25 protein-coding genes and 4 tRNA genes are annotated in these 24,176 nt (G+C 62.5%); 16 read left to right on the top strand and 13 right to left on the bottom strand.

Annotation, left to right across the window (positions count from 1 at the left end; genetic code table 11):
• The first annotated feature begins 93 nt into the window (after positions 1-93).
• The 4 genes from PGW49_RS03305 (at position 94) to proB (ending at position 3,481) form a co-directional block, all read left to right on the top strand.
• A tRNA-Ala gene (locus tag PGW49_RS03305) sits at positions 94-166 on the top strand.
• 65 nt (positions 167-231) lie between these two features.
• Positions 232-684 (top strand): hypothetical protein, encoded by a 453-nt coding sequence (locus PGW49_RS03300; RefSeq protein ID WP_270225507.1) that lies wholly within the window; start codon positions 232-234, stop codon positions 682-684.
• An 84-nt stretch (positions 685-768) separates the two neighbouring features.
• The gene (locus PGW49_RS03295; protein ID WP_270225506.1) at positions 769-2,274 is read left to right on the top strand and encodes a nicotinate phosphoribosyltransferase; all 1,506 of its coding nucleotides are present in this window, start codon (positions 769-771) and stop codon (positions 2,272-2,274) included.
• 79 nt (positions 2,275-2,353) lie between these two features.
• Complete coding sequence (proB, locus tag PGW49_RS03290) at positions 2,354-3,481, top strand: glutamate 5-kinase (RefSeq protein WP_035137237.1); 1,128 nt, start codon at positions 2,354-2,356, stop codon at positions 3,479-3,481.
• Positions 3,482-3,580: 99 nt separating this feature from the next.
• On the opposite strand, the gene PGW49_RS03285 is transcribed toward proB, so the two are convergent.
• Complete coding sequence (locus PGW49_RS03285) at positions 3,581-4,999, bottom strand: alpha/beta fold hydrolase (protein WP_270225505.1); 1,419 nt, start codon at positions 4,997-4,999, stop codon at positions 3,581-3,583.
• Between the two features lie 112 nt (positions 5,000-5,111).
• On the opposite strand from PGW49_RS03285, the gene PGW49_RS03280 reads away from it, so the two are divergent.
• On the top strand, positions 5,112-6,398 hold the full coding sequence (locus PGW49_RS03280; RefSeq protein WP_238057293.1) for a glutamate-5-semialdehyde dehydrogenase: 1,287 nt from the start codon (positions 5,112-5,114) through the stop codon (positions 6,396-6,398).
• Between the two features lie 70 nt (positions 6,399-6,468).
• On the opposite strand, the gene PGW49_RS03275 is transcribed toward PGW49_RS03280, so the two are convergent.
• Both PGW49_RS03275 and PGW49_RS03270 read right to left on the bottom strand, forming a co-directional pair.
• Positions 6,469-7,068, bottom strand: coding sequence for an HD domain-containing protein (locus tag PGW49_RS03275; RefSeq protein WP_089572031.1), 600 nt, complete (start codon positions 7,066-7,068; stop codon positions 6,469-6,471).
• 108 nt (positions 7,069-7,176) lie between these two features.
• Positions 7,177-7,662 carry a CarD family transcriptional regulator gene (locus PGW49_RS03270; protein WP_006235480.1) on the bottom strand — a complete coding sequence of 162 codons (486 nt, stop codon included), beginning with the start codon at positions 7,660-7,662 and terminating at the stop codon, positions 7,177-7,179.
• 342 nt (positions 7,663-8,004) lie between these two features.
• Between PGW49_RS03270 and argS the strand changes: the two genes are divergently transcribed.
• From argS to PGW49_RS03250, 4 genes are all read left to right on the top strand, one after another.
• Positions 8,005-9,858: an arginine--tRNA ligase gene (argS, locus tag PGW49_RS03265; RefSeq protein ID WP_138375340.1), complete on the top strand. Its 1,854-nt coding sequence runs from the start codon at positions 8,005-8,007 to the stop codon at positions 9,856-9,858.
• 529 nt (positions 9,859-10,387) lie between these two features.
• A complete protein-coding gene (gene rho, locus PGW49_RS03260; RefSeq protein WP_270225504.1) occupies positions 10,388-12,970 on the top strand; it encodes a transcription termination factor Rho in 2,583 nt (860 codons plus the stop codon).
• Positions 12,971-13,280: 310 nt separating this feature from the next.
• A complete protein-coding gene (locus PGW49_RS03255; RefSeq protein ID WP_270225503.1) occupies positions 13,281-14,681 on the top strand; it encodes a hypothetical protein in 1,401 nt (466 codons plus the stop codon).
• A gap of 7 nt (positions 14,682-14,688) precedes the next feature.
• The gene (locus PGW49_RS03250) at positions 14,689-15,138 is read left to right on the top strand and encodes a VanZ family protein (protein WP_161145054.1); all 450 of its coding nucleotides are present in this window, start codon (positions 14,689-14,691) and stop codon (positions 15,136-15,138) included.
• A 114-nt stretch (positions 15,139-15,252) separates the two neighbouring features.
• Here PGW49_RS03250 and PGW49_RS03245 read toward each other — a convergent pair whose 3' ends face one another.
• Positions 15,253-16,143, bottom strand: a complete 891-nt coding sequence (locus PGW49_RS03245) for an ROK family protein (RefSeq protein ID WP_138112797.1) — start codon at positions 16,141-16,143, stop codon at positions 15,253-15,255.
• A 141-nt stretch (positions 16,144-16,284) separates the two neighbouring features.
• Complete coding sequence (locus tag PGW49_RS03240) at positions 16,285-17,466, bottom strand: pyridoxal phosphate-dependent aminotransferase (protein WP_270225501.1); 1,182 nt, start codon at positions 17,464-17,466, stop codon at positions 16,285-16,287.
• Positions 17,467-17,632: 166 nt separating this feature from the next.
• On the opposite strand from PGW49_RS03240, the gene PGW49_RS03235 reads away from it, so the two are divergent.
• From PGW49_RS03235 to PGW49_RS03225, 3 genes are all read left to right on the top strand, one after another.
• Positions 17,633-17,709 (top strand) — tRNA-His (locus PGW49_RS03235).
• Positions 17,710-17,731: 22 nt separating this feature from the next.
• Positions 17,732-17,807 (top strand) — tRNA-Lys (locus PGW49_RS03230).
• A 43-nt stretch (positions 17,808-17,850) separates the two neighbouring features.
• Positions 17,851-17,926, top strand: a tRNA-Lys gene (locus PGW49_RS03225).
• A gap of 159 nt (positions 17,927-18,085) precedes the next feature.
• Here PGW49_RS03225 and PGW49_RS03220 read toward each other — a convergent pair.
• From PGW49_RS03220 to PGW49_RS03200, 5 genes are all read right to left on the bottom strand, one after another.
• A complete protein-coding gene (locus PGW49_RS03220; protein ID WP_270225500.1) occupies positions 18,086-19,324 on the bottom strand; it encodes a site-specific integrase in 1,239 nt (412 codons plus the stop codon).
• A 97-nt stretch (positions 19,325-19,421) separates the two neighbouring features.
• The gene (locus tag PGW49_RS03215) at positions 19,422-19,880 is read right to left on the bottom strand and encodes a type II toxin-antitoxin system HicB family antitoxin (RefSeq protein ID WP_270225499.1); all 459 of its coding nucleotides are present in this window, start codon (positions 19,878-19,880) and stop codon (positions 19,422-19,424) included.
• A gap of 26 nt (positions 19,881-19,906) precedes the next feature.
• Positions 19,907-20,095: a type II toxin-antitoxin system HicA family toxin gene (locus tag PGW49_RS03210; RefSeq protein WP_270225498.1), complete on the bottom strand. Its 189-nt coding sequence runs from the start codon at positions 20,093-20,095 to the stop codon at positions 19,907-19,909.
• 126 nt (positions 20,096-20,221) lie between these two features.
• Entirely contained in the window at positions 20,222-20,656 is a 435-nt protein-coding gene (locus PGW49_RS03205) for a hypothetical protein (protein ID WP_270225497.1), read from the bottom strand.
• A 39-nt stretch (positions 20,657-20,695) separates the two neighbouring features.
• Positions 20,696-21,145 (bottom strand): type II toxin-antitoxin system HicB family antitoxin, encoded by a 450-nt coding sequence (locus PGW49_RS03200; RefSeq protein ID WP_270225496.1) that lies wholly within the window; start codon positions 21,143-21,145, stop codon positions 20,696-20,698.
• Between the two features lie 192 nt (positions 21,146-21,337).
• Here PGW49_RS03200 and PGW49_RS03195 point away from each other — a divergent pair, with 192 nt between their 5' ends.
• On the top strand, positions 21,338-21,628 hold the full coding sequence (locus PGW49_RS03195) for a hypothetical protein (RefSeq protein WP_117563954.1): 291 nt from the start codon (positions 21,338-21,340) through the stop codon (positions 21,626-21,628).
• Positions 21,629-21,778: 150 nt separating this feature from the next.
• Here PGW49_RS03195 and PGW49_RS03190 read toward each other — a convergent pair whose 3' ends face one another.
• The gene (locus tag PGW49_RS03190) at positions 21,779-22,324 is read right to left on the bottom strand and encodes a hypothetical protein (protein ID WP_270225495.1); all 546 of its coding nucleotides are present in this window, start codon (positions 22,322-22,324) and stop codon (positions 21,779-21,781) included.
• A gap of 37 nt (positions 22,325-22,361) precedes the next feature.
• Positions 22,362-22,751 (bottom strand): helix-turn-helix domain-containing protein, encoded by a 390-nt coding sequence (locus PGW49_RS03185; RefSeq protein WP_270225494.1) that lies wholly within the window; start codon positions 22,749-22,751, stop codon positions 22,362-22,364.
• A 150-nt stretch (positions 22,752-22,901) separates the two neighbouring features.
• Here PGW49_RS03185 and PGW49_RS03180 point away from each other — a divergent pair, with 150 nt between their 5' ends.
• Genes PGW49_RS03180 through PGW49_RS03170 form a run of 3 tightly spaced genes read left to right on the top strand, consistent with a single transcriptional unit; the run spans position 22,902 to position 23,630 of the window.
• Positions 22,902-23,132 (top strand): helix-turn-helix domain-containing protein, encoded by a 231-nt coding sequence (locus PGW49_RS03180; RefSeq protein WP_238022862.1) that lies wholly within the window; start codon positions 22,902-22,904, stop codon positions 23,130-23,132.
• A gap of 37 nt (positions 23,133-23,169) precedes the next feature.
• Entirely contained in the window at positions 23,170-23,436 is a 267-nt protein-coding gene (locus PGW49_RS03175; RefSeq protein ID WP_270225493.1) for a hypothetical protein, read from the top strand.
• A 32-nt stretch (positions 23,437-23,468) separates the two neighbouring features.
• A complete protein-coding gene (locus PGW49_RS03170; protein ID WP_270225491.1) occupies positions 23,469-23,630 on the top strand; it encodes a hypothetical protein in 162 nt (53 codons plus the stop codon).
• Here the strand turns inward: PGW49_RS03170 and PGW49_RS03165 are convergent.
• Positions 23,627-24,091 carry a hypothetical protein gene (locus tag PGW49_RS03165; protein ID WP_270225490.1) on the bottom strand — a complete coding sequence of 155 codons (465 nt, stop codon included), beginning with the start codon at positions 24,089-24,091 and terminating at the stop codon, positions 23,627-23,629. The genes PGW49_RS03170 and PGW49_RS03165 overlap by 4 nt on opposite strands.
• Positions 24,092-24,176 lie beyond the last annotated feature (85 nt).

The following is a 24,176-nucleotide window of genomic DNA, read 5'->3' as shown; positions in this document are numbered from 1 at the left end:
GTTCGAAAAGTTGCCAAAATAGCCGCGCCCCAAAAAGACTGGTTATTGGGCGTTGACAGTTGGCGAGCCGTAGGTAAAATATCGACTTGTCCTGGGGACGTAGCTCAGTTGGGAGAGCGCTGCCGTCGCATGGCAGAGGCCGAGGGTTCGACTCCCTTCGTCTCCACCCTTGGATTTGATAAGCCGCTGACATTGTGTCGGCGGCTTTTTTTAAAAAGAAAGGGCTGCATCATGGCCGAGCTTGAGTCCCAACCACTGTCTGCCGAGGAGCGCGCCGAGTTGGAAGAGCTCCGCGCCGAGAAGGCTCGTCGCGAGGCCCAGGAAGAGGCACGCCGCGAGCGTGAGGAGCTGGCCGCCCTGCGTGCCGAGCGCGAGAAGGCCGAGGAGGCCACTGCGAAGGTCGCATCCGAGTCTGCGCCCGTGCCCAAGCCCGCCGCCGCGAAGCCCGTGCCCACTGCACCCAAGCCTCAGCCCAAAAAAGCCGCTCACCCTAAGACCGTCGAGCCCAAACCGAGCCGTGACGAGATGACCTTTGCCCAGCGCATGGTCACCTCCAAGGAGCCTACGGGCGAGAATGAGATCCCCGGCATGGCTCCCGCTCAAAAAATCATCATCGTGCTCGCCCTTATCGCGTTTATCGTCTTTATGGTCTACACGATCCTGACCAGCATGGGCCTGCTCTAACCGACTCGCATCGGGCGTCATGTCCGCATGCTCTGCTCTCGTCCAACCCTCAAATTCTGCACCACACATCCGAAAGGTCGCCCCATGGCTTTGACCGACATCTCTCATCCCACCGACATCGCAATGCTCACCGATCTGTACGAGCTCACTATGGCCCAGGGCCTGTGGGAGAGCGGCAAGGCCAATGAGCAGGGTTGTTTTACCGCGTTTTACCGCGACCATCCTTTTGGCAGCGCCTATGCCGTCATGTGCGGCACCGCCGAGCTGCCCGAGCTTGTCGAGAACCTGCGCTTTACGCCCGAGGACATCGACTACCTCGCATCGCTTGAGGCCCCGGCCGGCGGCGCGATGTTCAAGCCTGGATTCCTCGACTACCTGCGCGATTTTCGTGCGCATGTAAACATCGACGCCGTGCCCGAGGGCGAGCTCGTCTTTCCGCGCGAGCCCATGGTGCGCGTCACCGGCCCCGCGCTGGAGTGCCAGCTGCTCGAGACGGCGCTGCTCAACATCGTCGGGTTCCAGACGCTTGTCGCCACCAAGACGGCGCGCGTGGTGCTCGCCGCCGACGGTCGCCCCGTGGCGGAGTTTGGCCTGCGCCGAGCCCAGGGTCCCGATGGTGGCCTGGCCGTTGCGCGCGCGAGCTACGTTGCCGGCTGCTCCTCTACGTCCAATGTGCTCGCCGGCCGCCGCTACGGTATTCCCGTCTTTGGCACGCATGCGCACAGCTGGGTGATGAGCTTCGATTCCGAGCTCGAGGCCTTCCGCGCCTTTGCCAAGTCGAGCCCCAAGAACTGTACGCTGCTCATCGACACCTATGACGTGCGCGAGGGCTGTGAACATGCCATTACGGTTGCCAAGGAGATGGAGGCGGTGGGCGAGCGCCTGTCGGCCATTCGCATCGACTCTGGCGACCTCGCCAAGCTCTCCAAGTATGTGCGCGGCCGTTTTGATGCCGAGGGCCTGCCTTATGTGGGGATCTCGGTTTCTAACGATCTTGACGAGTATACGATTCAGTCGCTGCTCGACCAGGGCGCGCCCATCGACAGCTTTGGCGTGGGCACCAAGCTCGCGACCTGCTACGATCAGCCGGCGCTGGGCGGCGTGTACAAGCTTTCCGCCCGCCGTGCGAGCGAGGCAGACCCATGGACGCCGGTGGTCAAGCTCTCCGAGCAGCCCTACAAGCGCACGATCCCGGGTGTGCAACGCGTGCGCCGTTATTACGACGGATTTGGCGGCCCGGTCTGCGACATGATCTACGACGAGGACCATCTGGCGGGGGAGGGCTCCGCGCGCGGCAATACCCTCGTGGCCGTGAATGATGCCGCCCTGGTGACCGACGTGTCCGAACTTGAGTATCGCGAGCTGCTGGTGCCGATCGTGCGCGATGGCAGTGCGGTGGCTCCGCGTGAGAGCATCCAGGACGCGCGCGAGCGCTGTGCTTGGGCGCTCGATCATCTGGACGCAGCTTTCAAGCGCTTCCTGTACCCGCAGACCTATGTGGTGGGCATGGAGCAGGGCCTGGCTCAGGTGCGCGACGAGCTCGTGCGCAAGAACATGGCCGCGGCTTCGGCTTTCCCCTGGGCTCACTAATTCTTTGGGCGGTAGGGGCGAGTCACGCTCCCTTGGCCGCCAGCTCGGCCGTTCGCTGAACAGTTGATTGGTTTGACGTATGACGACTTCTTATAAAACGATGGTGGTAAAGATCGGTTCGTCCACGGTGGTGGGCGCCGATGGCAAGGTCAACCGCGCCTTTATCGGCGGACTTGCCGATCAAGCCGCAGCGCTGCGCAAGCTCGGCTGGCGTCTGGTCGTGGTGAGCTCGGGCGCTATTGCCTGTGGCTATCCCGTGTTGGGCTTCGACCGCAAGCCGGTCGGCGACCTTCCGAGCCTGCAGGCCTGCGCCTCGGCTGGTCAGTGCATCATCTCGTCGGCCTACGACGAGGAGTTCCATGCGCGCGACCTGCTCACCTCGCTCGTACTGCTCACGCGCCACGACACGGCCCGCCGCACGTCCTACCTGCATGCACGCGACGCCCTGCTGCGCCTGGTGGAGCTGGGCGTGGTGCCGGTCGTCAACGAGAACGATACCGTCACCGTCGACGAGATCAAGTTTGGCGACAACGACACGCTGGCGGCGCTTGTGAGCTGCCTGGTTTCTGCCGATCTGTGCGTGACGCTCTCGGACATCGATGGCCTCTATACCGCCAATCCGCACGAGGACCCCACGGCCGAGTTCGTCCCGGTCGTGCATAAGATCGATGCCAAGATTATCGCCTCGGCAGGCGATTCTTCGACTTCGGTGGGCACGGGCGGCATGATTACCAAGATTCGCGCGAGCCGCATCCTGATGACGGCGGGCATTCAGAGCGTGATTTGCTCGGGCGAGGAGCCCGATGCGCTCGTGCGCCTCGCCCGCGGCGAGAGCGTGGGCACGCTGTTCGATCCGCCTGCGGAGCGTCTGGACATCGCACCCCGCAAGCTGTGGATCGCACTGGGCGACAAGGCGCATGGCTCGGTGACGGTCGATGATGGTGCTGCGAAGGCGCTGGTCAGCCGTGGCTCTTCCCTGCTTGCGGTGGGTATTCGCGAGGTCGATGGCCAGTTTGCCGAGGGCGATGTGCTCGACGTGTGCGACCCGAGCGGTATGGTTGTCGCCCGCGGTATCGCCGAGGCCGATTCGGACGTGCTGGAACTTGCTGCCGGTCGCCGCCAGGACCAGATCGCCAGCAACCGCCTGCTCGCTAACCTGGCCGAGAAGCCGGCGATACACAGGGATAACTTGATCGTATTTGCATAAAGAAAGACAGCGCTGCGGATCGTTTCCCGCAGCGCTGTCTTTCTCGTGCCGGCACCTGGGGACGTTTCTTTTGTGCCGGCAGGTGGGGACACTCCTTTGCTAGAAGATCTGGCGCAGGTCTCCTCGGTTGAGGGCTTCGTTGAAGAGGTGCTTGAACACCACGCTGCCGTGCAGGCCATCGTGTTCAAACTCGTTCGTCACCCAGGCATGCGAGTTGCCCACGCGACTGAGCGTGTCGAGCTGCAGACCCGAATCCACGTACATGTCATCGAAGTACACGGCGGCCTGGAGTGGCACTTCGTTGCAGGCCAGGCGCTGCGAGTCGTAGATCTTGTCCCAGCTGGTGTCTTCCATCAGCAGGTCCATGGCGGGCTTGAAGGGCTTGAGCTCGGGCATCTGCTCAAACATCCACGGGAACATGGCCTCGCCGGTAAACATGAGCGGGCGCGCGAGCGTGTCGAACTCGGCGCGGTGTGCCTTTTCCTCTGCCGCGGCCCAGCGAATGGGCATGGTGTCGCCGTCGGCGTAGATGAACTCCTGCAGCGTCCAGTACAGCGGATTCGTGCGTGTGTTGGTGCGCTCGAATGCGCGCATCAAAAAGCCGTCGGATACCGAGGAGCCGCAGCTCAGCGTGCCATCGCCATCAACAAACGCGTGGTCGATAATCCAGTGCATGCGCTCAAAGCTCGGCTTCATACCAAAGTCGCTGCCCATGAGCTGTAGGCGCTCGACCGTCATCGGCGAGCCGTCGGGCAGCACGGGCTTCTGTGCCTCGAGCGCATCGGCCAGGGCTGCCACGCGCTCGACGTCGGCGGGGTAGCGGTCGTAATACTGCTGCGTCTTGGCGGCCATGCGCGGGAAGGTGTGCGCGTAGACCTCGCTGGCGCTCGCCGGCACGTGGGGGATGCCGCCGCAGGTAAAGCTCGCCGCCACGCCCTCGGGGAAGAGCGACAGATAACTCAGCGTCAAAAAGCCGCCGTAGCTCTGGCCGAGCGTGACCCAGGGCTTACCGCCAAAGCCCACCAGGCGCAGGTACTCAAAATCGCGCACGATGGAGCTGACGAGGTGGCGCTTGAGGAAGTCCGCCTGCGAGCGTGCGGCATCGGAGCCGGCCGCCGTCGCGCGCTCGCCCAGAGCCGCGATCGTACGCCCGTCTACACAGCTGCTGCGCCCCGTGCCGCGCTGGTCGGGAAGGACCACGCGGAAGTGTTTGACGGCTTCCTCAATCCAGCCGTCGCTCGTGGGTGAGAGCGGACGCGGGCTCTCGCCACCAGGGCCGCCCTGCAAAAACAGGAGCAGCGGCAGATCGTCGTTGATGCGGTCGGGCGCGCAAACCACGCGGTAGAAGAGCTTGATGCTCTCGGGCGCGCCGGCGATTGGTGCCGGCATAGCGCCGCGGCGCATGGTGTTGCCGACGGCCAGGAGCATCGGCTCCAGGCCGCGCCAGTCAAGGGGGACGTCGATGCTGTGGTCCTCGACATAGAGGCCGGGGACGTTGTATGAAGTGATGAGGGCCATGCGGTACTTCCGTTCGTTGCGGTGTTTCGGGTTGACCAATTCTACCGCCGCGGGCGAGGCCATGCGCAAATCGGCTACCATGGTTGCAAACTTCTAGGAGAAAGGGCCGCCCATGTCGGTCGATATAGCCACGTATGTCCACGATCTTGCCGTTGCCGCCAAGGCAGCGTCGGTCTCGCTTGCCACGGCGAGCGATGAGCAGCGCCAGGAGGCCGTGCGCGCCATGGCCGCAGCACTGCGCAACGGTGTCGACTCCATCGTCGCCGCCAACGAGCTCGATATGTCCGCCGCGCGCGATGCGGGCACTTCGGCCGGTCTGCTCGACCGTCTGCTGCTGACGCCTGAGCGCGTCGAGGGCATGGCCGCCGGTTTGGAGAAGCTCGCCGAGCTGCCCGATCCCGTCGGCCGCGTGCTCGACCACCGCGTGCTTGCGAGCGGTGTGGACCTGACCCGCGTGAGCGTGCCGTTGGGCCTGGTCGCCATGGTCTACGAGGCGCGCCCCAACGTGACGGCCGACGCCGCAGGCATCTGCATCCGTACCGGCAACGCCTGCATTCTACGCGGCGGCTCGCTGGCCTATCACTCGTGTGCCATGATCGCCGAGCTGCTGGCCGATGCGCTCGAGGCCAAGGGCTTCCCGCGCGAGGCCGTGTCGATGATCGAGTCCACCGACCGCGAGGCCACCGGCGAGCTCATGAAGCTCCGCGGTATTGTCGACGTACTCATTCCGCGCGGAGGTGCAGGCCTGATCCAGCGCTGCGTGCGCGAGTCGCTTGTGCCGGTGATCGAGACGGGCACGGGCAACTGCCACATCTACGTGCATGAATCCGCCGACTTTGATAAGGCGCTCAACATTATCGTTAATGCCAAGACCCAGCGCGTAGGCGTGTGCAATGCCGCCGAGTCGCTGCTGGTCGACCGTGCTGTGGCCGATGCGTTTTTGCCCGCGGTCGTGACCGTGCTGCATGACCACGGCGTGCTGATTCACGGCGACGAGGCAACCTGCGCCGCATGCGCCGATGCCGGGCTTGTGGAGGGCGATGACTACGTCGCCGCGACTGAGGAGGACTGGGGTCGCGAGTACCTGGCGCTCGAGATGAGCGTGAAGGTCGTGGCAAACGAGGACGAGGCCATCGCACACATCAACCGCTACGGCACGATGCACTCCGAGGCCATCGTTGCCGAGGATACGGATGCTTGCGAGCGCTTCCTCGATGCTGTCGATGCCTCGGCCGTGTACTCCAACGCCAGCACTCGCTTCACTGACGGCGGCGAGTTTGGCCTGGGTGCCGAGATCGGCATCTCGACCCAAAAACTCCACGCCCGTGGCCCCTTTGCCGCCGAGGCCCTCACCACCTACAAATACAAGCTCCGCGGCACCGGCCAGGTCCGTCCCTAACGCCCGCGCAAACAAAAACCACCACAAAGGTGCCTGTCCCCTTTGTGGTGGTTTTAGGTGGCGTTGACGGTTAGGCCTGGAAGGTATCTCGGTCGGGGGCGAAGGACTGCATGGCCGCGATGGTGCGGTCAAAGAGCTCGGGGAGCTCCCAGCCCAACATCTCGGCGCCCTGCGAAATCACGTCGCGCGAGCAGCCGGCGGCAAAGCGTTTGTCCTTGAACTTCTTCTTGAGCGACTTAGTCGTAAAGTCCATAACGCTCTTGCTCGGGCGCATGATGACGGCAGCGCCGATCAGGCCGGTGAGCTCATCGCAGGCAAACAGGATCTTTTCCATCTGCAGCTCGGGCTTGGGCAGTGAGGTGTTGAAGTCCGACGTGTGCGTCTGGATGGCGCGAATGAGCTCGGGAGACGCACCTTCGCCCTCAAGAATCTCGGCAGCATAGATGGTGTGGTTCATGGGGTCGTCCTCATGCTCCTCCCAATCCAGGTCGTGCAGCAGACCGACGATGCCCCAAAACTCCTCGTTCTCGGGGTCGAACTCGCGCGCAAAGTAGCGCATAGTGCCCTCGACCGTCTCGCCATGGGTGATATGGAACGGGTCCTTGTTGTGCTCATTGAGCAGTTCGAACGCGCGGTCGCGGGTGATTCCGGCGGTAAGCGGCTCTGCCATAAGAGACTCCTTGTGCTCGTGGGTATCGATAAGAATGAATACTACTAGAACAAGAAAACCACCACAAAGGTGCCTGTTCCCTTTGTGGTGGTTTTTGGCGCGGATGGGTTAGTTGAGGGCGGCTTGGGCTAGGCGGGCTTCGGCGGCCTCCTCGGTGACGCCAAGGGCCACGGCGAACTCCTCGATGGAGCGGCGTTTGGCCTCCTTGAGTACGCGCATGTAGTAGGAGCTGGGTTTTTTATCAGCTTCCTCGGCCTGGCGAATGCGGTGCATCATGGTCTTTGCCACGCGGACCGTCTCGGGCGCGCCCAGCTTGAGCTGCTGCTTAAAGTGTGTCTCCTCAAGCGAGCTGTTGCGCTCGGTAAAGGTGTCGCACTCCAGCTCGTCATAGTGGCTCAGCAGGTGCTCGGCATCTTGCTGAGAGATGGCGGCGTGCAGACGGTCGGCCTGCGCCACGGGGTACATGAGGATCGTCTGCGCATGTCCCTGCTTGGTCTCGAGCAGCAGCATGGGCTGCGGTGTGTCGTCCCTAAAACCGACGACGGTGCAGACTCCCTGGCCCGGATGAATGACGTGTTGACCGATTGAGAACATGCTACCTCCAACTTATACGAATTTACGTATGTCTAGAATAACACGCTGACGTGCGCAAACCCGTACTTTATGCAGGAAAAGCACACAACTCTGATAGGTAAGAGTATTCGATAACAGACGCAGCTCATTCACACCTTTATGCATTTTCAACGCCTGCATAATCTGCAGGCAGACCGGCATCTTTGAGTGACTCCATACAAGCTGTAGTCATTTTTGTGCATATGCAATATCTATTAGCTTTACCCTGCGACAGTGCCCGTCGCTTGTGATAGAGTGCTACAAACTCTGGCTTTTGCCCTACGAGTGACCAAGAGCTCGGGGGCTTTAACACAAGGAGGATCTATGCCCGAGAAGATTGAAGAGCTAGTACGCGCTGCGCTTGCTGCGGCCCAGGAGGCCGGCGACCTTTCCGCATTTGAACTTGACGATTGCGCTATCGAGCGACCGGCTGACACTTCTCATGGCGAGTGGACCTCTACCATGGCCCTGAAGTCCGCCAAGCTGGCCCACTGCGCCCCGCGCAAGATCGCCGAGGCCATCGTTGCCCATATGCCCGAGGACCCCGCGATCGAGAAGGTCGAGATCGCAGGCCCCGGCTTCATCAACTTCTACCTCTCCGTTGCCGTCAAGAATGCCATCTTTGGCGAGGCTCGCGAGAAGGGTATGGACTTCGCTAAGTCCAACGTCGGTGGTGGCCTGAAGACCCAGGTCGAGTTCGTTTCCGCCAACCCCGTCGGCCCCATGCACATCGGCCACGGCCGCTGGGCCGCGCTGGGCGACTCGCTCTGCCGCGTTATGGATCACGCCGGTTACGACATCCAGCGTGAGTTCTACATCAACGACCACGGCTCTCAGATGAACACCTTCGGCAACTCCATCAGCACGCGCTATATGCAGCTTGCCGACATCATCGCCAAGCAGGGCGTGGATATCGACGAGGCTCACAAGCTGCTGATCGCCGACCGCGACGCCTTTGTTGCCGACGAGAACGACGAGCATCCCGAGACCCATCCGTATCAGGACAACTTTGCCGAGACCCTGGGCAAGGACTCCTACGGCGGCGACTACATCATCGACGAGGCTGCCGAGTTCTGGCGCACCGACGGCGATAAGTGGGTCGACGCCGACCCGCAGGAGCGTATGGAGAGCTTCCGCGAGCGCGGCTATGTGAAGATGGTCGACAACATGCGCGACCTCTGCCACGCCGTCAATTGCGACTTCGATCGTTGGTACTCCGAGCGTTCGCTGTATGTGAAGGACACCGAGGGTGAGACCGCCGGCACCTCCGCCGTCGACCGCGCTTTTGAGAAGCTCGACAAGATGGGCTACCTCTACACCAAGGACGGCGCCCTGTGGTTCCGCTCCACCGACCTGGGCGATGACAAGGACCGCGTCCTGATCAAGTCCGACGGCGAGTACACCTACTTCGCCTCCGACGTTGCCTATCACTGGGATAAGTTCCAGCGCGTCGACCACGTCATCGACATCTGGGGTGCCGACCACCACGGCTACATCGAGCGCGTCCGCTGCGTCTGCGACGCCCTTGGCTATCCCGGCAAGTTTGAGGTTCTGCTGGGCCAGCTCGTCAACCTGCTGCGTAACGGCAAGCCCGTCCGAATGTCCAAGCGCAAGGGCACCATGGTGACCCTGCAGGAGCTCGTCGACGAGGTCGGCTCCGATGCCGCTCGCTACACGCTCATCTCCAAGAGCTCCAACCAGATGGTCGACTTCGATATTGAGGCCGTTAAGAAGCGCGACAACTCCAACCCGGTCTATTACGTGCAGTATGCTCACGCCCGCGTGTGCTCCATCCTGCGCCGTGCCGCCGACGTTACGCCCGAGCAGGCTGACGAGATGGGCATGAAGGCCGTCGCCGAGAAGGCCATCGGCGAGAACGTCGATTACTCGCTGCTGACCGACCCGACCGAGCTTGCCCTTTCGCGTAAGCTCAACGAGCTCACCGACCTCATCGCCAGCTGCGCTCGCGACCGCGCCCCGTTCCGTCTGACGCACTTTGCCGAGGAGCTTGCCGGCGACTTCCACAGCTTCTACGCTGCCTGCCAGGTGCTGCCGAGCGAGGGCCGTCCCGTCGACCCCGAGCTTTCGCGTGCCCGTCTGGCCGCTTGCGATGCCGTCCGCGTGACGCTCGCCCTGGTGCTCACCCTTGTTGGTGTCTCCGCTCCCGAGCAGATGTAAGCTGCGGGTCATTTAACCGTGTAGGTTCGGCTTTGCTGAGCCCTATAAGCCCGATCTCCATGCGGAGGTCGGGCTTTTTGCAAACGCCGACGTATTGACGAATTTGGAACTGCTGGAAATACGAAACTATGCCGGTTTACTACGATGAATATGAGAAATTCCAACCACGCCGGCTTTTCGCAAAAAAGTGCAGGGCATCTACCTGCGGTTTTAGTTCAACAAGTTTCGGAGTGGTCGCGGTTGAGCGATTCATCGTAGTAAACCGCCATAGTTTTGGCGGAGGCAGTCAGATTTGTGGGCGGTAAACCAAAGAGTGCCCCTTTTGACTAGTCGTTTAAGAGCGTTCCCAATGACTAAGTTGCAGGTGGTTGCGGTTGTGTTACACTAACGCTGCGTATATGACGCAATCATCTCGATACAGATCAATGATGTCCGTCGTTTTGAACGGAACTAGACTGTTTAGCCGCCCTGAAGGTTTATGCAGGGAGCATGTGATCACAGGGCTTGAAAAGAAAGTTGAGCAAACACTGTGTCTGATCAACAGCAAGAAAACGAAATAACGACGACGCAAGCCGCTCCCGCTGCACCGGTTGCGTCGGACCAGGTCGCGGCGCCCGCGCAAGCCTCGGCTCCTGAGACGCCTAAGGCTGCTTCGACGCCTACGCCTGTAGCGGCTGAGAAGGCCGTGTCTGCAACTGGTGAGGAGGCTGCTCCGGCAAAGCCCAAGCGTACGCGCCGCGCGGCCAAGCCTGCCGATGACGGCGAGGAGGTCACCAAGCCCAAGCGCCGTACCACGCGCACGACGCGCGCCAAGCGTACCGTTGCAGCTGACTCCTCGGCGCCGATTTCCGATGAGGTCGCGCAGGCACGTGCGTTGGCGCAGATTAGCGAGGCTCAGGTGGTGCGCGCCCGCCGTCGTGCTGCCGAGCGTGAGGCCGCGGCTCTGACCGAGCTTGCAGCTCCGTTTGTGCCCGAGACGCCTGCCGCCACCGAGACCCCTGTCGCCGACCAGCCAACCGAGAAGCCGGTACCGCGCACACGCCGTCGCACGGCTGCTAAGGCCGAGCAGGTTGCCGATCAGGTAACCCCCGAGCTCGCTGAGGCTTCGGTCCGTTCCGCGGCAGGGGAGGGCACATCGCCTGTTGAGCCCGCTGCGCCTGTCGAGGCCAGCGAAGTTCCCGTTGTCGATCCGGCTTTGCGCCCGCACCGTCGCGGTCGCAAGCCCAAGGCTTTCGTCGAGGCCGAGAAGGCCGCAGCCGCAGCCGCCGCCGCTCGGGATGCTGCGGCGACCGCCGAGCCTGCAACCGCTGCCGACGCGCCCGTCCAGGATGCTACGACTTCCGAGGCCGTTTCTGCCGATGTCGAGCCCGCCGACGTCCGTCCTGGTCGCAGCCATCGTACTGCTGCTAAGCGCACGTCCAAGGCCAAGGCTGCCAAGAAGGGTGCGTCCGAGGTTTCCGCCGAGACGACCGCCGATGCATCGACTGATGCCGCCGAGCCCCAAGACGTCGAACAGTCTGCGTCCGAGAAGCCCAAGCGCGGTCGCAAGAAGTCCGCTAAGGCCAAGGCCGTCGAGCAGCATGCCGAGGCCGAGCCGCAGGGCGATTCCAATGCCGAGGCCAGCGATGATGCTTCGGCTAACGAAGACGCCTCCGCAACCGATGGCACCGCCCCCGTCGAGACCGAAGAGAGCGCTCGCCCCAACCGCCGTCAGCACAAGCGCAACGACGAGCGTAATGACCGCAACGAGCGCAAGGACGAGCGTAACAACGATCGCCGCAACCGTCAGCGCGACCGCAAGCAGCGCAATAAGGAGCGCAATGCCGCTCCGACTGAGCCCACGCTTTCGCGCGAGGAGCTCGCGGCCATGAAGGTCGCCGAGCTGCGCGAGAAGGCCAAGGAGTTCGAGATCGAGACGACCGGCAAGAAGAAGGCCGAGCTCGTCGAGGAGATCTACACTACCGCCGCAAAGGCCGAGGGTTTCCGCGATATCAAGGGCATTCTGCAGATTCGCCCAGACAGCTCCGGCATCATCCACGCCCATGGCTACATGAAGTCCAACGACGACGCCTTCGTGCCCGCATACCTCATCCGTTCCGCGCGTCTGCGCACGGGCGATGTCATCGAGGGCTCGCTGCGTCCTTCGCGCGGCGGCGACAAGCGCGCCGGCCTCGCCAAGATCACGACCGTCAACGGCATGGATCCTGAGCAGATTCGCAATCGCCCCAAGTTCGGCGACCTCACCCCGGTCTATCCCAACGAGCCGCTGCGCATGGAGCATGGCAAGGATTCCATTACCGGTCGTGCCATCGACATCGTGTCGCCGATCGGCAAGGGTCAGCGTGGCCTGATTGTGTCCCCGCCTAAGGCCGGCAAGACGACGATCCTCAAGAAAATCTGCCAGTCTATCTCGATTAACAACCCCGAGGTGCACCTCATCTGCCTGCTCGTCGACGAGCGCCCCGAAGAGGTCACCGATATGCAGCGTTCCATCAAGGGCGAGGTTGTGGCGTCGACCTTCGATATGCCCGCCGACAACCACACTCGCGTGGCAGAGCTCGTCATCGAGCGCGCCAAGCGCATCGTGGAACTGGGCGGCGATGTTGTAGTTGTGCTCGACTCCATCACGCGTCTTGCCCGCGCCTACAACTTGGCGGCGCCCGCCTCAGGCCGCATCCTTTCGGGCGGCGTTGATTCGGCGGCACTGTATCCGCCCAAGCGTTTTCTGGGTGCAGCCCGCAATATCGAGAACGGTGGCTCGCTCACCATCCTGGCCTCCGCACTCATCGATACCGGTTCCAAGATGGACGAGGTCATCTTTGAGGAGTTCAAGGGTACCGGCAACATGGAGCTCAAGCTCGACCGCGACCTGGCCGATCGCCGCATTTTCCCGGCCATCGACCCTGTTGCCTCGGGTACGCGCAACGAGGACCTGCTGGTCGACGAGCAGATGCGCCCGTTTGTCTTTGGTCTGCGTCGCATCCTCGCCGGCATGAACAATACCGAGCGCGCGGCCGCATCGTTTATCAAGGGCCTCAAGGGCACCAACACCAACCAGGAGTTCCTGGTGCGTTCGGCCAAAAAGCATAGCGACTACGAGCAGACGTTCTAAGTCGTCAACCGCACGCGGCGTTATTGCCGGCGCGATGAAGGGTCGGGGCTTGCGCCTCGGCCCTTTTTATATCGCCACTCGGCGCCAGTTATCGACCATAAGACTGGCAAGCAGCAGGTTTCCCGTTTCAATCCGACATCGTCGCTTGCAATCGACAGGGCGGTTTCGCATAATAGCTTTTAAGCTTCGCGACGGAAAACGCAGATGAAACGAACCATATACCGTTGCTTTGGGGCATAGCCCCGCTTCATCTTCTCTCGCGCAGCCAACTGAATGATGCGATTTGGGTGCTGGAAGATGGGGAGAGCTCATGGCTTCTTCTGATGCAACACAACGAGCAGTCCTTGCCGGACTTTCGTGCGGGATCGGCCTGGCCGCCCCCGTGGTTATGTATGCCGCGACGCTGCCGTTTTCGTCGGTGAACGAGACGGTCGTGGCGGGTGCGGTTCCCTTCGCCGTGGGCGCGGTGGCGGGCGTGGGTATCTATGCCGCCTCGCTGGGCATCTCCGAGTACCGTGCGCAGCGTGAAGAGCGTCTGTTCCAGCCCGATGCCATGGGCGGTGCTGCCAATCTCAATCAACATCAAAGTGAGTTCAAGACCGCCTCGATTCCGGCTCAGCAGCAGGATGCGACTCCTTACGCTGCGGCTTCTGCTTCTCAGGCTCAGGCGGAGCAGTTTACCTCGGCATACCTTTCCGGCCTGACTGGTGCGTTCCAGCGCCGTCATGCCGATGATGGTGTCCCTACCATCGCTCGAGCCGCAGATGCTATGGACGAGGCCGAGGCTTGGTCCATGATCGACAGTATGCTCGACGACGATTCGCCGGTGAGCTGCGACCCTGCACACTCGCGCGACGTCTATCAAGTCGCCATCGACGAGCTTACCAACGGCGGGCAGACCGGCTCCTTCAATCGTGACGACATCGCCGCCGCGGCGCGCGCCGTGTCGGGCTCCCAGGCCGCCCCTGCGGGCAGCACGGCGGCTTTCGTGGCACTCGTTGCCAACGCGGCAGCCAATAACGCCTACAACGCTACCTCGGGCGACGCGAACGCTTCTGCCGATTATTCGTACGTTGATGAAGCCATTACCGCGGACGAGGAGGCCGTTGCCGCCCGCCGTGCCGCCGAGAGCTCGCTTTGGGGCGCTCCTGCTCAGCAGCAGGCGGCTGAGGCTGCGCCGTACAACGCAAACCTCGCCAGCATGCCTATCATCTCCGGTGCCGCGGACATCGATCTTGACGACCTCGATGAACCTGCAGCCATCACCGCATCGATTGATGCCCAAGATCGCATCGACACCGGCGACCTTCCGGACGTCTCGCTCGAGGTCGATGTCCCCATGGCCGATTACTCGGGCCACGAGGACATGTGGGCCGCCGCCACCGCGATTCTGGATGAGATTGACGAGCCCGCTCCTGTTGCAGTCCCCACTCCCGTCGCTGCCCCTCAGCCTGCTGCTCCCGCCTATGTCGGCCGTCACAGCGCTGTGTTCCCCGAGGATACCGCCCGTATCTCGCGCGAGAGCATCGAGCGGGCCGAGGCTATTGCCGCCGGCATTATGGAAAATCGTCGTCACGAGCGCGTCAATCAGATCCTCGAGGAAGAGATCGAGCGCCTGCAGTCCTCTACCGCCAAGCGTACGGGCCGTGCCTATCTGAGCGTTATCGAGGGCGGTACCGCCAGCTTCGCGCCGCTCCGCGCGGAGGCATAACTTCTGCATGGTTAAGATGAATCGAAAATGGGCGGTCGTGACCTGCCTGATGGCGCTCTTGATCTGGGGCAATTCGCTGGTTCCCGGCTCGGGGTCGGGCTCGCTGAGCCTAACGGTCATGGAAGCTATCCGCGGTTTCCTGCACGGCGTGGGACTTCCATATGAATGGGTGACCAACTTTGTTGTTCGCAAGTGCGCGCATTTTACCGAGTATATGGTGCTCGGCATCCTGGCAACGCACGCTTTTGATTTTGAGGGCCGGCACACCTTTGACGTGCTGCTGCCCACGGCGGTGTTCCTGCTGCTGATTCCCTCGATCGACGAGACGATTCAGCTCTTTGTGCCGGGACGCGCCGGCATGATCACCGATGTGATGATCGACTGCTGTGGAGCGGCAATGGGCGTTGTGCTCCGATATCTCTTACGGTCGCTGATGTACGCCAAAAAGGCCGCCTAGGACGTATTGTTTGGTCCTAGGCGGCCTTTTTTATTTGAGGGCTTATATGAGGCGTGGTGGCGTCGTTCCATTGGTCGGATTTGCTGGGCGCGCCACGCCCCGTGGGTGCGTCTGTTACTGAAGCGCCTGTGCGCCCAGGGCAAGGCAACCCATGATGCCCTGCTTGCCCTCGAGGCTGTTGTTGACAATGTAGGTATCGATGTCGTTGACCTCGGGCGTGACGATATAGCCGTTGAGCATTTCGGCACATTTCTTGCGTGCGAGCGGCACGATGGGGGTGTGGTCGGCCACGCCGCCGCCGATGATGATCTTTTGCGGCGCGTAGCACAGCGTGTAGGTCATGAGCGCCTGTGCCAGATAGCCGGCGAGCAGGTCCATGGCCTCCGGGTCATCGGCCATGTCTCCGGCGCTCTTGCCATCCCAGCGCTTTTTAACGCCGGGGCCGGCGATGAGGCCCTCGAGACAGTTGTCGTGGAAGGGGCAGGCGCTGTGCTCGCCAATGGTGTCGCGCGGGTCGCGCGTGACCAGGATGTGGCCGGCCTCGGGATGCATCATGCCGTGCACGAGCTTACCGCCCGAGAGCACGCCGGCGCCCACGCCGGTGCCGATGGTCAGGTAGACCACGTCGGTGAGGCCCTTGGCGCAACCAAACGTGACCTCGCCCAGGCAGGCGACGTTGACGTCGGTATCGTAGCCGCAGGGGATATTGAGCTCGTTTTGGATAGTGCCCAGCAGGTCAAAGTAGCGCCATGCCGTTTTGGGCGTCTCCAGGATCTTGCCGTATTGGGGCGAGGCAGGGTTGACTGCGGTGGGGCCAAAGGCGCCGATGCCCAGCGCGGCGATGCCCTTGTCGGCAAACCATGCGTTGACGGCCTCAACGGTCTCCTGCGGGGTCGTGGTCGCGATCTGCTCGCGCTCTAGGACCGTACCGTCCGCATAGCCCGTGGCGCAGACCATCTTGGTGCCACCGGCCTCGAGCGCTCCGATAAGCTGCTGCTCTGCCATAGTATTCCTCTCTCTGGGACGAGTTGCTCCGTGACTAAAGTATAGAGCTCTAAACTATTTAAGAAAGCGCTATAGAAAGAAGCCTCGCAACGCGGCGGGCGGTGCGGGGCTTCTTTGGTTGCTTTAGTTGCCGGGCCGTCCTTACCCGCGCGGCTTGATTTTATCACGTAGCGACTTGAGGTTCTCCAGCGCCGCGTTAAGCGTCTCGTCTCGCTTGGCAAAGTGGAAACGAATCAGATGGTTGACGGGCTCGCGGAAGAAGCTCGAGCCGGGCACGGCGCCCACGCCCACCTTAGACGCGAGGTCCTCGCAGAATTCGAGGTCGCTGTCATAGCCAAACTCAGAGATGTCCATCATGACGTAGTAGGCGCCCTGCGGCACGTTGTGCGTGAGGCCGATGCTGCCGAGTCCCTGACAGAACAGGTCGCGCTTGGCGGTGTAGAGGTCGAGGACCTCCTGGTAATAGCTGTCGTCGAAGTTGAGGGCGGTGACGACAGCTTCCTGCAGGGGAGCGGCGGCACCCACGGTGAGGAAGTCGTGGACCTTCTTGATGCGCTCGGTGATCTGGGCCGGGGCAATGGTGTAGCCCAGACGCCAGCCGGTGATGGAGTACGTTTTGGACAGCGAGCTGCAGCTGATGGTTCGCTCGAACATGCCGGGCAGCGTGGCCATATAGACGTGCTCGTGGGGCGCGTAGACGATGTGCTCGTACACCTCGTCGGTGATGCAGTAGGTGTCGTACTTTTTGCAGAGGTCGGCGATAAAGGTGAGCTCCTCGCGCGTAAAGACCTTGCCGCAAGGGTTGGAAGGGTTGCACAGGACGATGGCCTTGGGGTCGTTGTCGCGGAAGGCCGCCTCGAGTGTCTCGCGGTCAAAGTCGAATATGGGCGGGTTGAGCGGCACGTAGATAGGCTCGGCACCCGAAAGGATCGTGTCGGCGCCGTAGTTCTCGTAGAACGGCGAGAAGATGACGACCTTGTCTCCGGGGTTCGTAACCGTCATCATGGCGGCCATCATGGCCTCGGTGGAGCCGCAGGTGACTACGATATTCTCGTTGGGGTTTACCGACATGCCCATAAAATGCTCCTGCTTGGCGGCAAGCGCCTCACGCATGGCCTGGGAGCCCCAGGTGATGGAGTACTGGTGGTAAAGCGGCTTGGGGTCGGTGGCGATGGTGCTGAGGCTATCGAGCAGCTGCGCTGGGGGATCGAAGTCAGGGAAGCCCTGCGAGAGATTGACAGCGCCGTACTTATTGGAGATGCGTGTCATGCGGCGGATGACCGAATCGGTAAACGTTGCCGTGCGGTTGGAGAGTTCTTTCATGACGGTCCTTTCGAGCATTTGCAGTGGGGCAAGTTTACTCCTATGAAACCGGTGGGATTTGCTCGAAATGGTCTCGAAAAACTCTTTTCAAAATTCTTGAAAATTGGGGCTTGCATCGCGTGGCGTTCCTTGCAATAATAGTCGAGCGCGAAGCGCACAGGACACGGTGGGTGTAGCTCAGTTGGCTAGAGCGACGGGTTGTGGTCCCGTAGGTCGAGGGTTCGAGTCCCTTTACCCACCCCAGTTCTTGCTTCGTGTTGATATCGGGTCGTTAGCTCAGTTGGTAGAGCAGGGGACTCTTAATCCCAAGGTCCAGGGTTCGACCCCCTGACGGCCCACCACACGATATCTCCTCTAAAGTCCGCCACAACGGACTTTAGCTTTGGGTCGTTAGCTCAGTTGGTAGAGCAGGGGACTCTTAATCCCAAGGTCCAGGGTTCGACCCCCTGACGGCCCACCAAAGAACGCACAGGTCAGCGCTTCGGCGCTGGCCTTTTTTGTTTACCGAGAAGCCGAATCATAACCGTCCGTTACCGTCCGCGTTTTACGCCCCCTGCCGTTTATGCGCGGCAGGGGGCGTTTTATGCATTTCGCTGTTCGCGGACCTAGAAAACGCAACTTAGAGCGTCTCGGCGCTGCGACCGGTGCCATTAAAACCGCCGTCGGCGCCGCCGCCCTCGACGATCTGCAGGGCGCGCCCGACCTGCCTGGCGGCCTTCTCGCGCTCCGCCAGACCCGGTTTGATGTAATGGCGGTAATCTGTCCCCAGGTCCGTATGACCGTGCAGATCCATGATGCTCAGGGGGTCGACCTCGGTCGCCGCCATGATGGTCTCGGACGTGTGGCGCAGCGCCTTGGGCGGGATATACCGCAGGTCATGGCGTGCGCACATGCGCCGCCAGGCCCGCACGAGGTTGTCGCCGCGCATGTTGACGATGCGCTGCCCGCTCCACTCGCGAACCTGCTCCGTAACCGAAGTGCCGCCCTCGACGGTTATGGACGGGCGCAGCGCGTCCATGATCTGGTGCAGGCGCTCGCGGCCTGCCAATAAAACCGGCACGGTGCGCACGGAATGGGCGTTCTTGGTCTCCTTGATGCCGTCCTCGTCCGTGTAGGCGCGGCAGACCTCGATGTACTCCGAGACGGTCGGCTCGCCGGTGGCGAAGTCGTAGGTCGTGGTCACCTTGAGGTCGCACGGGCGCACGGCCAGCGCCTCCTCCTTGCGCAGGCCGCTCAGGCCGAGGATGAGGTAGGCGTTCATGACCAGATCGGCGCGGTCGTCGCTTGCGGCGAGCCTGCGCAGCGCCTCGGCGGCCTCGGGGATGCTCCACGGCTCCACGGGCGCCTGCTTGGCCTTGGGTGCGATGACGCGCCGGCGGAAGGGCTCCATCGTCACCCAGCCGTCGTCGAAGGCTCGGCGCATGACGGCGCGGAGCGTCGTCTTGGTCTTGGCCGGCGCGCCCGAGCGCTCGATGCAGCTGCGCATCATGTCGTGCGTTATCTTCGAGATGTCCGTCGAGCCCAGGATGGGGGAGATGTAGTTGTCCATCTGCCCGTCGTACTCGCGCAGGCTCGCCTTGGAGCGCGGCTTGCCGCGGTTGCTGGGCGAGTCGCGGAACACGCCCCAGTAGTACATGTCGAGCGTCACGCCGGCGTGCGCCGCCTGGGACACGCCGAGCTCCTGCGCGAGCTGGGCGATGGCGATGTCGGCCTCGGTCTCGGTGCCGTGGACCGTGCGCGACACTCGGCGCACGCGCCCGTCCGCGCGGAAGCCCGCCTGCACGCGGATCACCCACTTGCCGGGTGCCACCTCGCGCTTCGACCCGAGTTTTGACCTGGAACTGTCGTTGGTTGCCATATAATGGTCCTGCCTTTCCCTTTTGCCGGAGGGCATATGCCCCGTGCGGATCCGCCAAGATTGCCGCACGGGGCTTTTTTGTTTGCGATGGGGCCGGCTACGCGACCGCGTGGCGCTTGGGCCTGCCCGAGCGGGGCGTGTCGGTCAGGCGCGCCGCTATGCTCTCCACGGTCACGTAGGTGCGGCGGCCCTTGCGGTAGCCCGTGAGGATCCCCGAGTCGAGCATGTGGGTGATCCTGCCGGGGGAGACGGAGAGCCTGCGCGCGGCCTCGGCCGCCGAGACCGTCTCGCCCTCCACGATGTAGCCCTCGTCCGTGGAGAAGGCGACCATCATGGAGAGGCCGCCTTCTGAGGGCTCGATGAACTCGGGCTCAGGCACGGCGAGGCCGTCCCTCACGAGCGCGGCCACGTAGGTGCTCGCCGCGTCCACGGCCTGCTCGGCCGCCTCGGCAATCGTGTCACCGCAGGTGAAGCATCCCGGTAGCGAGGGAAACTCCACGTCGTAGCCGCTGTCCTCGTCGGGCGTGAGCACCGCCTGGTAAACGTATGTCTTCATATCTTTCGACCCCCAAGGGGGCGGGGCTAGAGCCACCCCGCCGTCTTAGCTATCTTTCGGTACGACCCTATCGGTATCTCCTTCTTGGAGGTGGGCACGCTGATCTGGACCCCGTCCTTCCGCGCGACCACGTGGCTGCCCTTGCCGGTGTATAGCGTCCAGCCCTCCTTCCTGAACCGCTTGAGCACCTGCGCGGGCTCCTGCTCCTTGGGCATCTCTCCTCCTTTCGACAATTTAATTATAAACAGTTGATAGTTATCAATCAAGTAAATTATCAAGTATTTATAGTTTGATACTGCCCCGTGCGGATCCGCCAAGATTGCCGCACGGGGCTTTTATGTCTATTGCTCCTTGCGCCGCAGCCTTAGGTCGAGCATGCCGAGCAGGTGCTTGGCGATATCGAGGGCGCAGCAGGCGCACGCGAGCAGCGTCGCGGACTCCGTGTCCTCGCCGCCGAGTAGCAGGTAGCTCAGGAGCCAGAATGCGTAGAACGTCAGGAACGGGTGGCGGGCCGCGACCGCGAGCGTCTGCTCCCGGTCGGACATGGGGCCGACCTCCATGCGATCGTTGACCATCCTGCGCGCCACCTCGACCTTGAGGGCGTGCATCTCGCCGTCCTGCGACGGGCGGTCCATCTGGTCGAGCAGCTTCAGGATTTCGATATCCCTGTCCACGTTGCGTCCCCTCTCTGCCTGCGACGGCTTAGCGATCACGGCTACGATGATAGTAGCAACCGCGCTGATGAGGGACGATGCGATGGCGCTGTCGACCTCCATGTTTCCTCCCGATCCTATAGCTGCCTTGCGTGCGGCCCGTTACGCTTCCGCCGCGGCCTTGCACGGACGGCCCGCCCCGGGCTTGGCCGCGATGCGGTACTCGATGGAGTCGCGCGACACCATACGGGTGTTGCCGACCCTCCAGCTGCTCAGGCTCCCGTCGCGGCAGAGCTGCGCCACGCGCGCGGTGCTCACGCCGAGCATCTCGGCGGCCTCGGCCGCGGTCACGGCCGGGATGTCGGACAGCTCGACGCTGGTCGCGACGGTGACGATCGTCCCGCCGTGGGACGGCGCATGGCCAAACCCGCCGCCCTCGAACTCCGCCCCGCGCTCCAGCGCCGCCAGGGCGTGGACGCGCAGCCAGTCGACGGCCATCTCCACGGCCTCCTCGTAGGTATCGCCCTCGGTGGCACCGGCGAGCCCGCACGGCTCCACGGCGTAGCCGCCCTCGGGGTCGGGGTAGACCTCGAACTCCTGCATGACGATCATGGTGGTCTCCTTTCATTAGCGCAATTAAGGATTAAATTAAATCAGCGGCTGGTTTTTTGGAGATGTCTGGAGTTGTCAAAGGATCTTTGACAACTGGGATGCCGCTTGGGTTTTTTAGAAAAAACCTAAAAAACCTAGCCGCGCCGCGGGTCATAATCGTGATGAACACCATCTACGCTCCCGGAGGTACCCATGGCTCGCTGCAGCGTCGGCGCATATACGTACGAGGACGATTCCTGCGACACGATGATCTACGACGGGCTCACGGGCATTCCGCTGAGCCTTGGGTACGAGCTCGTTTCGCAGGAGCGCGGAGACACCGTGAGGGTCGTCGCCCTTGGAGTGAAGGACGACGCTGCGGGCCCTGTCCCGTTTGCGACGCTCAGGCCGTGCGCATACTCCCTGGCATCCGAATACGACGTGCGCGCCGTGAGGTGCCCGCAGACCGGTCAATGGGTCCTCATCGGATACATGGGCGTCTAGGGGAGCCCTGCGATCTCCCCGCCGACAGTTAGAATAGTTCACAAAAGGTCCCCTCCCATCGATACGTGCCCCCGGGCTCTTCGCTTGGCGATAGTTGGGAAGGTCGGGTAGGGCGTGCCTCCGGGTGCGCCCTATTCTTTTAACTATCGCCTACGCCCCGAGGAGCGCCGCGAGCGTGCCGATCGCCTTGGCCGCCTTGGGAACGAGCCCTGCGGCCTTGGATGCGAGGTCGAGTGCGTCCTTTGCCTTCTCGGCAAAGCTTCCCTCGTCCTTCTCCTCGGCGGCGAACCGCAGGTCGGCGAGGGCGAGCTTCACGGCGGCGAGGTCCTCGGGTGACAGGCCCTGGCTGCTCGATATCTGCTTGATCGTCTGGTTGAAGTCGACCGTGACGGTCGCCTCGACGGTGGCGGTCGCCCTCGCCTCTATCTGGTCGGCGGTCGCCTTGGCCATCATGTACTCGTACTCCATGCGGTCCCTGTGCGCGAGCAGCAGGTCGCGGATCGTCTCGATGGACGTGATATCGACCATGCCGGGGCTGACGTTTGCCATCACCCGGGTCCCGGTCTCGCGCTCGATGATATCTCCGAAAGCTGTCACGTACTTAGCCACCACCTTCTGCCTGAGACCGGGCGGGTCGCTCTCGATGACCTCGTCGCACAGGTTCACCAGGCGGTCGATTGAATCGTACATTCCCATGTTATCTGCCAATCTCTCAGGTGGTTCCGCCGAATGCCTACGCGGACCTTATTTGATCCGCTTCCAGCCCTTCGATTTCAGGCGCTGCAGCCTGAGCTTGGGACAGCTCGGCCTGGTCGCGTGCCGTCTCCAGGATCTTCGAGCGCCTCTTCTCGGTGCTCTGCCGGTAGCAGTAGAGCAGCTCGCCCTCCTCGGGGTCGAGGTCATCGGCAAACCCTTCATTCAAGCCAGGCGGCCATCCACAGAGGTCGTTTGGCGTACAACCAAATACCTCGGCTATCACGCAAGCGTCCTCTGCGGTTAGTTTCACTTCACCTCGCTCGATGGATGCATAGCGGCGTTCTTTCCATCCAAGGGCGCGGGCGGCGTCTGGCTGCTTCTTAAATCCAGCGGCCTCGCGCATCTTCTTTATCGAGAGTTCATACATATATCTCTCCCTTCTTCAGATAGAAGTCTACGCGAAATGTGTATATCCATCAAGAAAGTTACTAGAATCATGTTGACAATACGTGAATCACGTAGATAATGAGTATCAGCAAACGCGAAACACGTAGATTTCTAGAACGGAGGTACATGAATGACGGATATCTGCACACGCGTCGCTCATAACCTGCGCGTTGCGATGGCTCACGCCGACATCAAGACCGCTGAGGAACTTTCCGCGGCATCGGGCGTGTCGGTATACAGCATCCGCAACTATCTGGCCAAGGCCTCGACGCCTTCGCTCGAGAGCCTCGCGGCGTTGGGGCTGGCCCTCGGATGCACGCCCAACGACCTGATGGGCTGGAACACGGACGAGGCTGCGTAGCCGCGGCTCGCTAACGAACTGCTGAAAGGAGAAGGTCATGATCGACCAGGCGTTCACGTTCAGGGAGAGGGACGGCATCCTCTACGAGACGGAGGAGAGCCTCAGGCACAGGATCCGGGCGGAGTTTCTCTTTCCCGAGGACCTCGATATCGACTTCGTCGAGACCTCGACGGCCGAGCTGGGAGAGCTCCACGGCTGGGCCTACTCGGCCTTCAGCGATGCAACCGTCAGGGTGAAGGGGAAGGGCTACCGGTGGAGCGGCGACATGCTCGTGCGCGCGCCCTCTTTCGACGAGGAATGGTAGGGCGTGCCCATGAAGGATCTGGAGGAAGAGGAATGACGGGGGTGAGGCGGGCGCTGCTGGCCTCGGCCGTCGTGATGGACGCCGCCGGCTGGATGTGCATCGGCCAGGGGGCCTACGGCCTGGCGCGCTGCTGCCTTGCCGCAGCGCTGCCGTTCATCGCGGCGTGGGTGGTCGGGTCGCTATGGGTGAGCTAGCCGAGCCACTCGGGGCGGTGCTCGATAATCGCCCTGATCACCGCGGGCTGGACGGAGAAGTCGGTCGCGGAGAGTATCGAGCCGACTGGCGGCATCCCGAAGATACCGAGCTCGCACAGCGCGAGGGCGTCGGAATCGAGCGGGGAGAGGCTGACGGAGCCCTCGTCGAGCGCGCGGGACACCAGTTCCTTCCGCCTCCTCGACATGCCGAGGAATACGGCGGAGAGCCGTTCGTCCATCCTCCGGCGCTTTGCCCGGGCGCCCCTCACGGTGACGATGCGCGCGGTCGCGTACCCGAGCATCGCGGCGGCGCCGGTCAGGAGGAGGCACGAGGCCGGGTGCTCGGCGATCATCTGGCGGGCGTCCTCGGCCATCGCGGCGACCGAGCCGAACCCGACCGCGCCCGCGATGGTGACCAGCAGGTCGATGTTCTCCTTTGCCGCCCTGAGCGCTCTGTTCATCTTCAATTCCCTTCCAAGGAGGTTTCCATGGGTTTCATTCTCGCACTTTCCTTCGCGTTCCTGTTCGGGGTCGGGCTCGGCCTCA

Source organism: Collinsella aerofaciens, from assembly GCF_027679495.1.
Lineage (GTDB): Bacteria > Actinomycetota > Coriobacteriia > Coriobacteriales > Coriobacteriaceae > Collinsella > Collinsella aerofaciens_AK.
The sequence above is the reverse complement of the archived record's forward strand: the minus strand, read 5'-3'. Positions and strand labels throughout refer to the sequence as shown.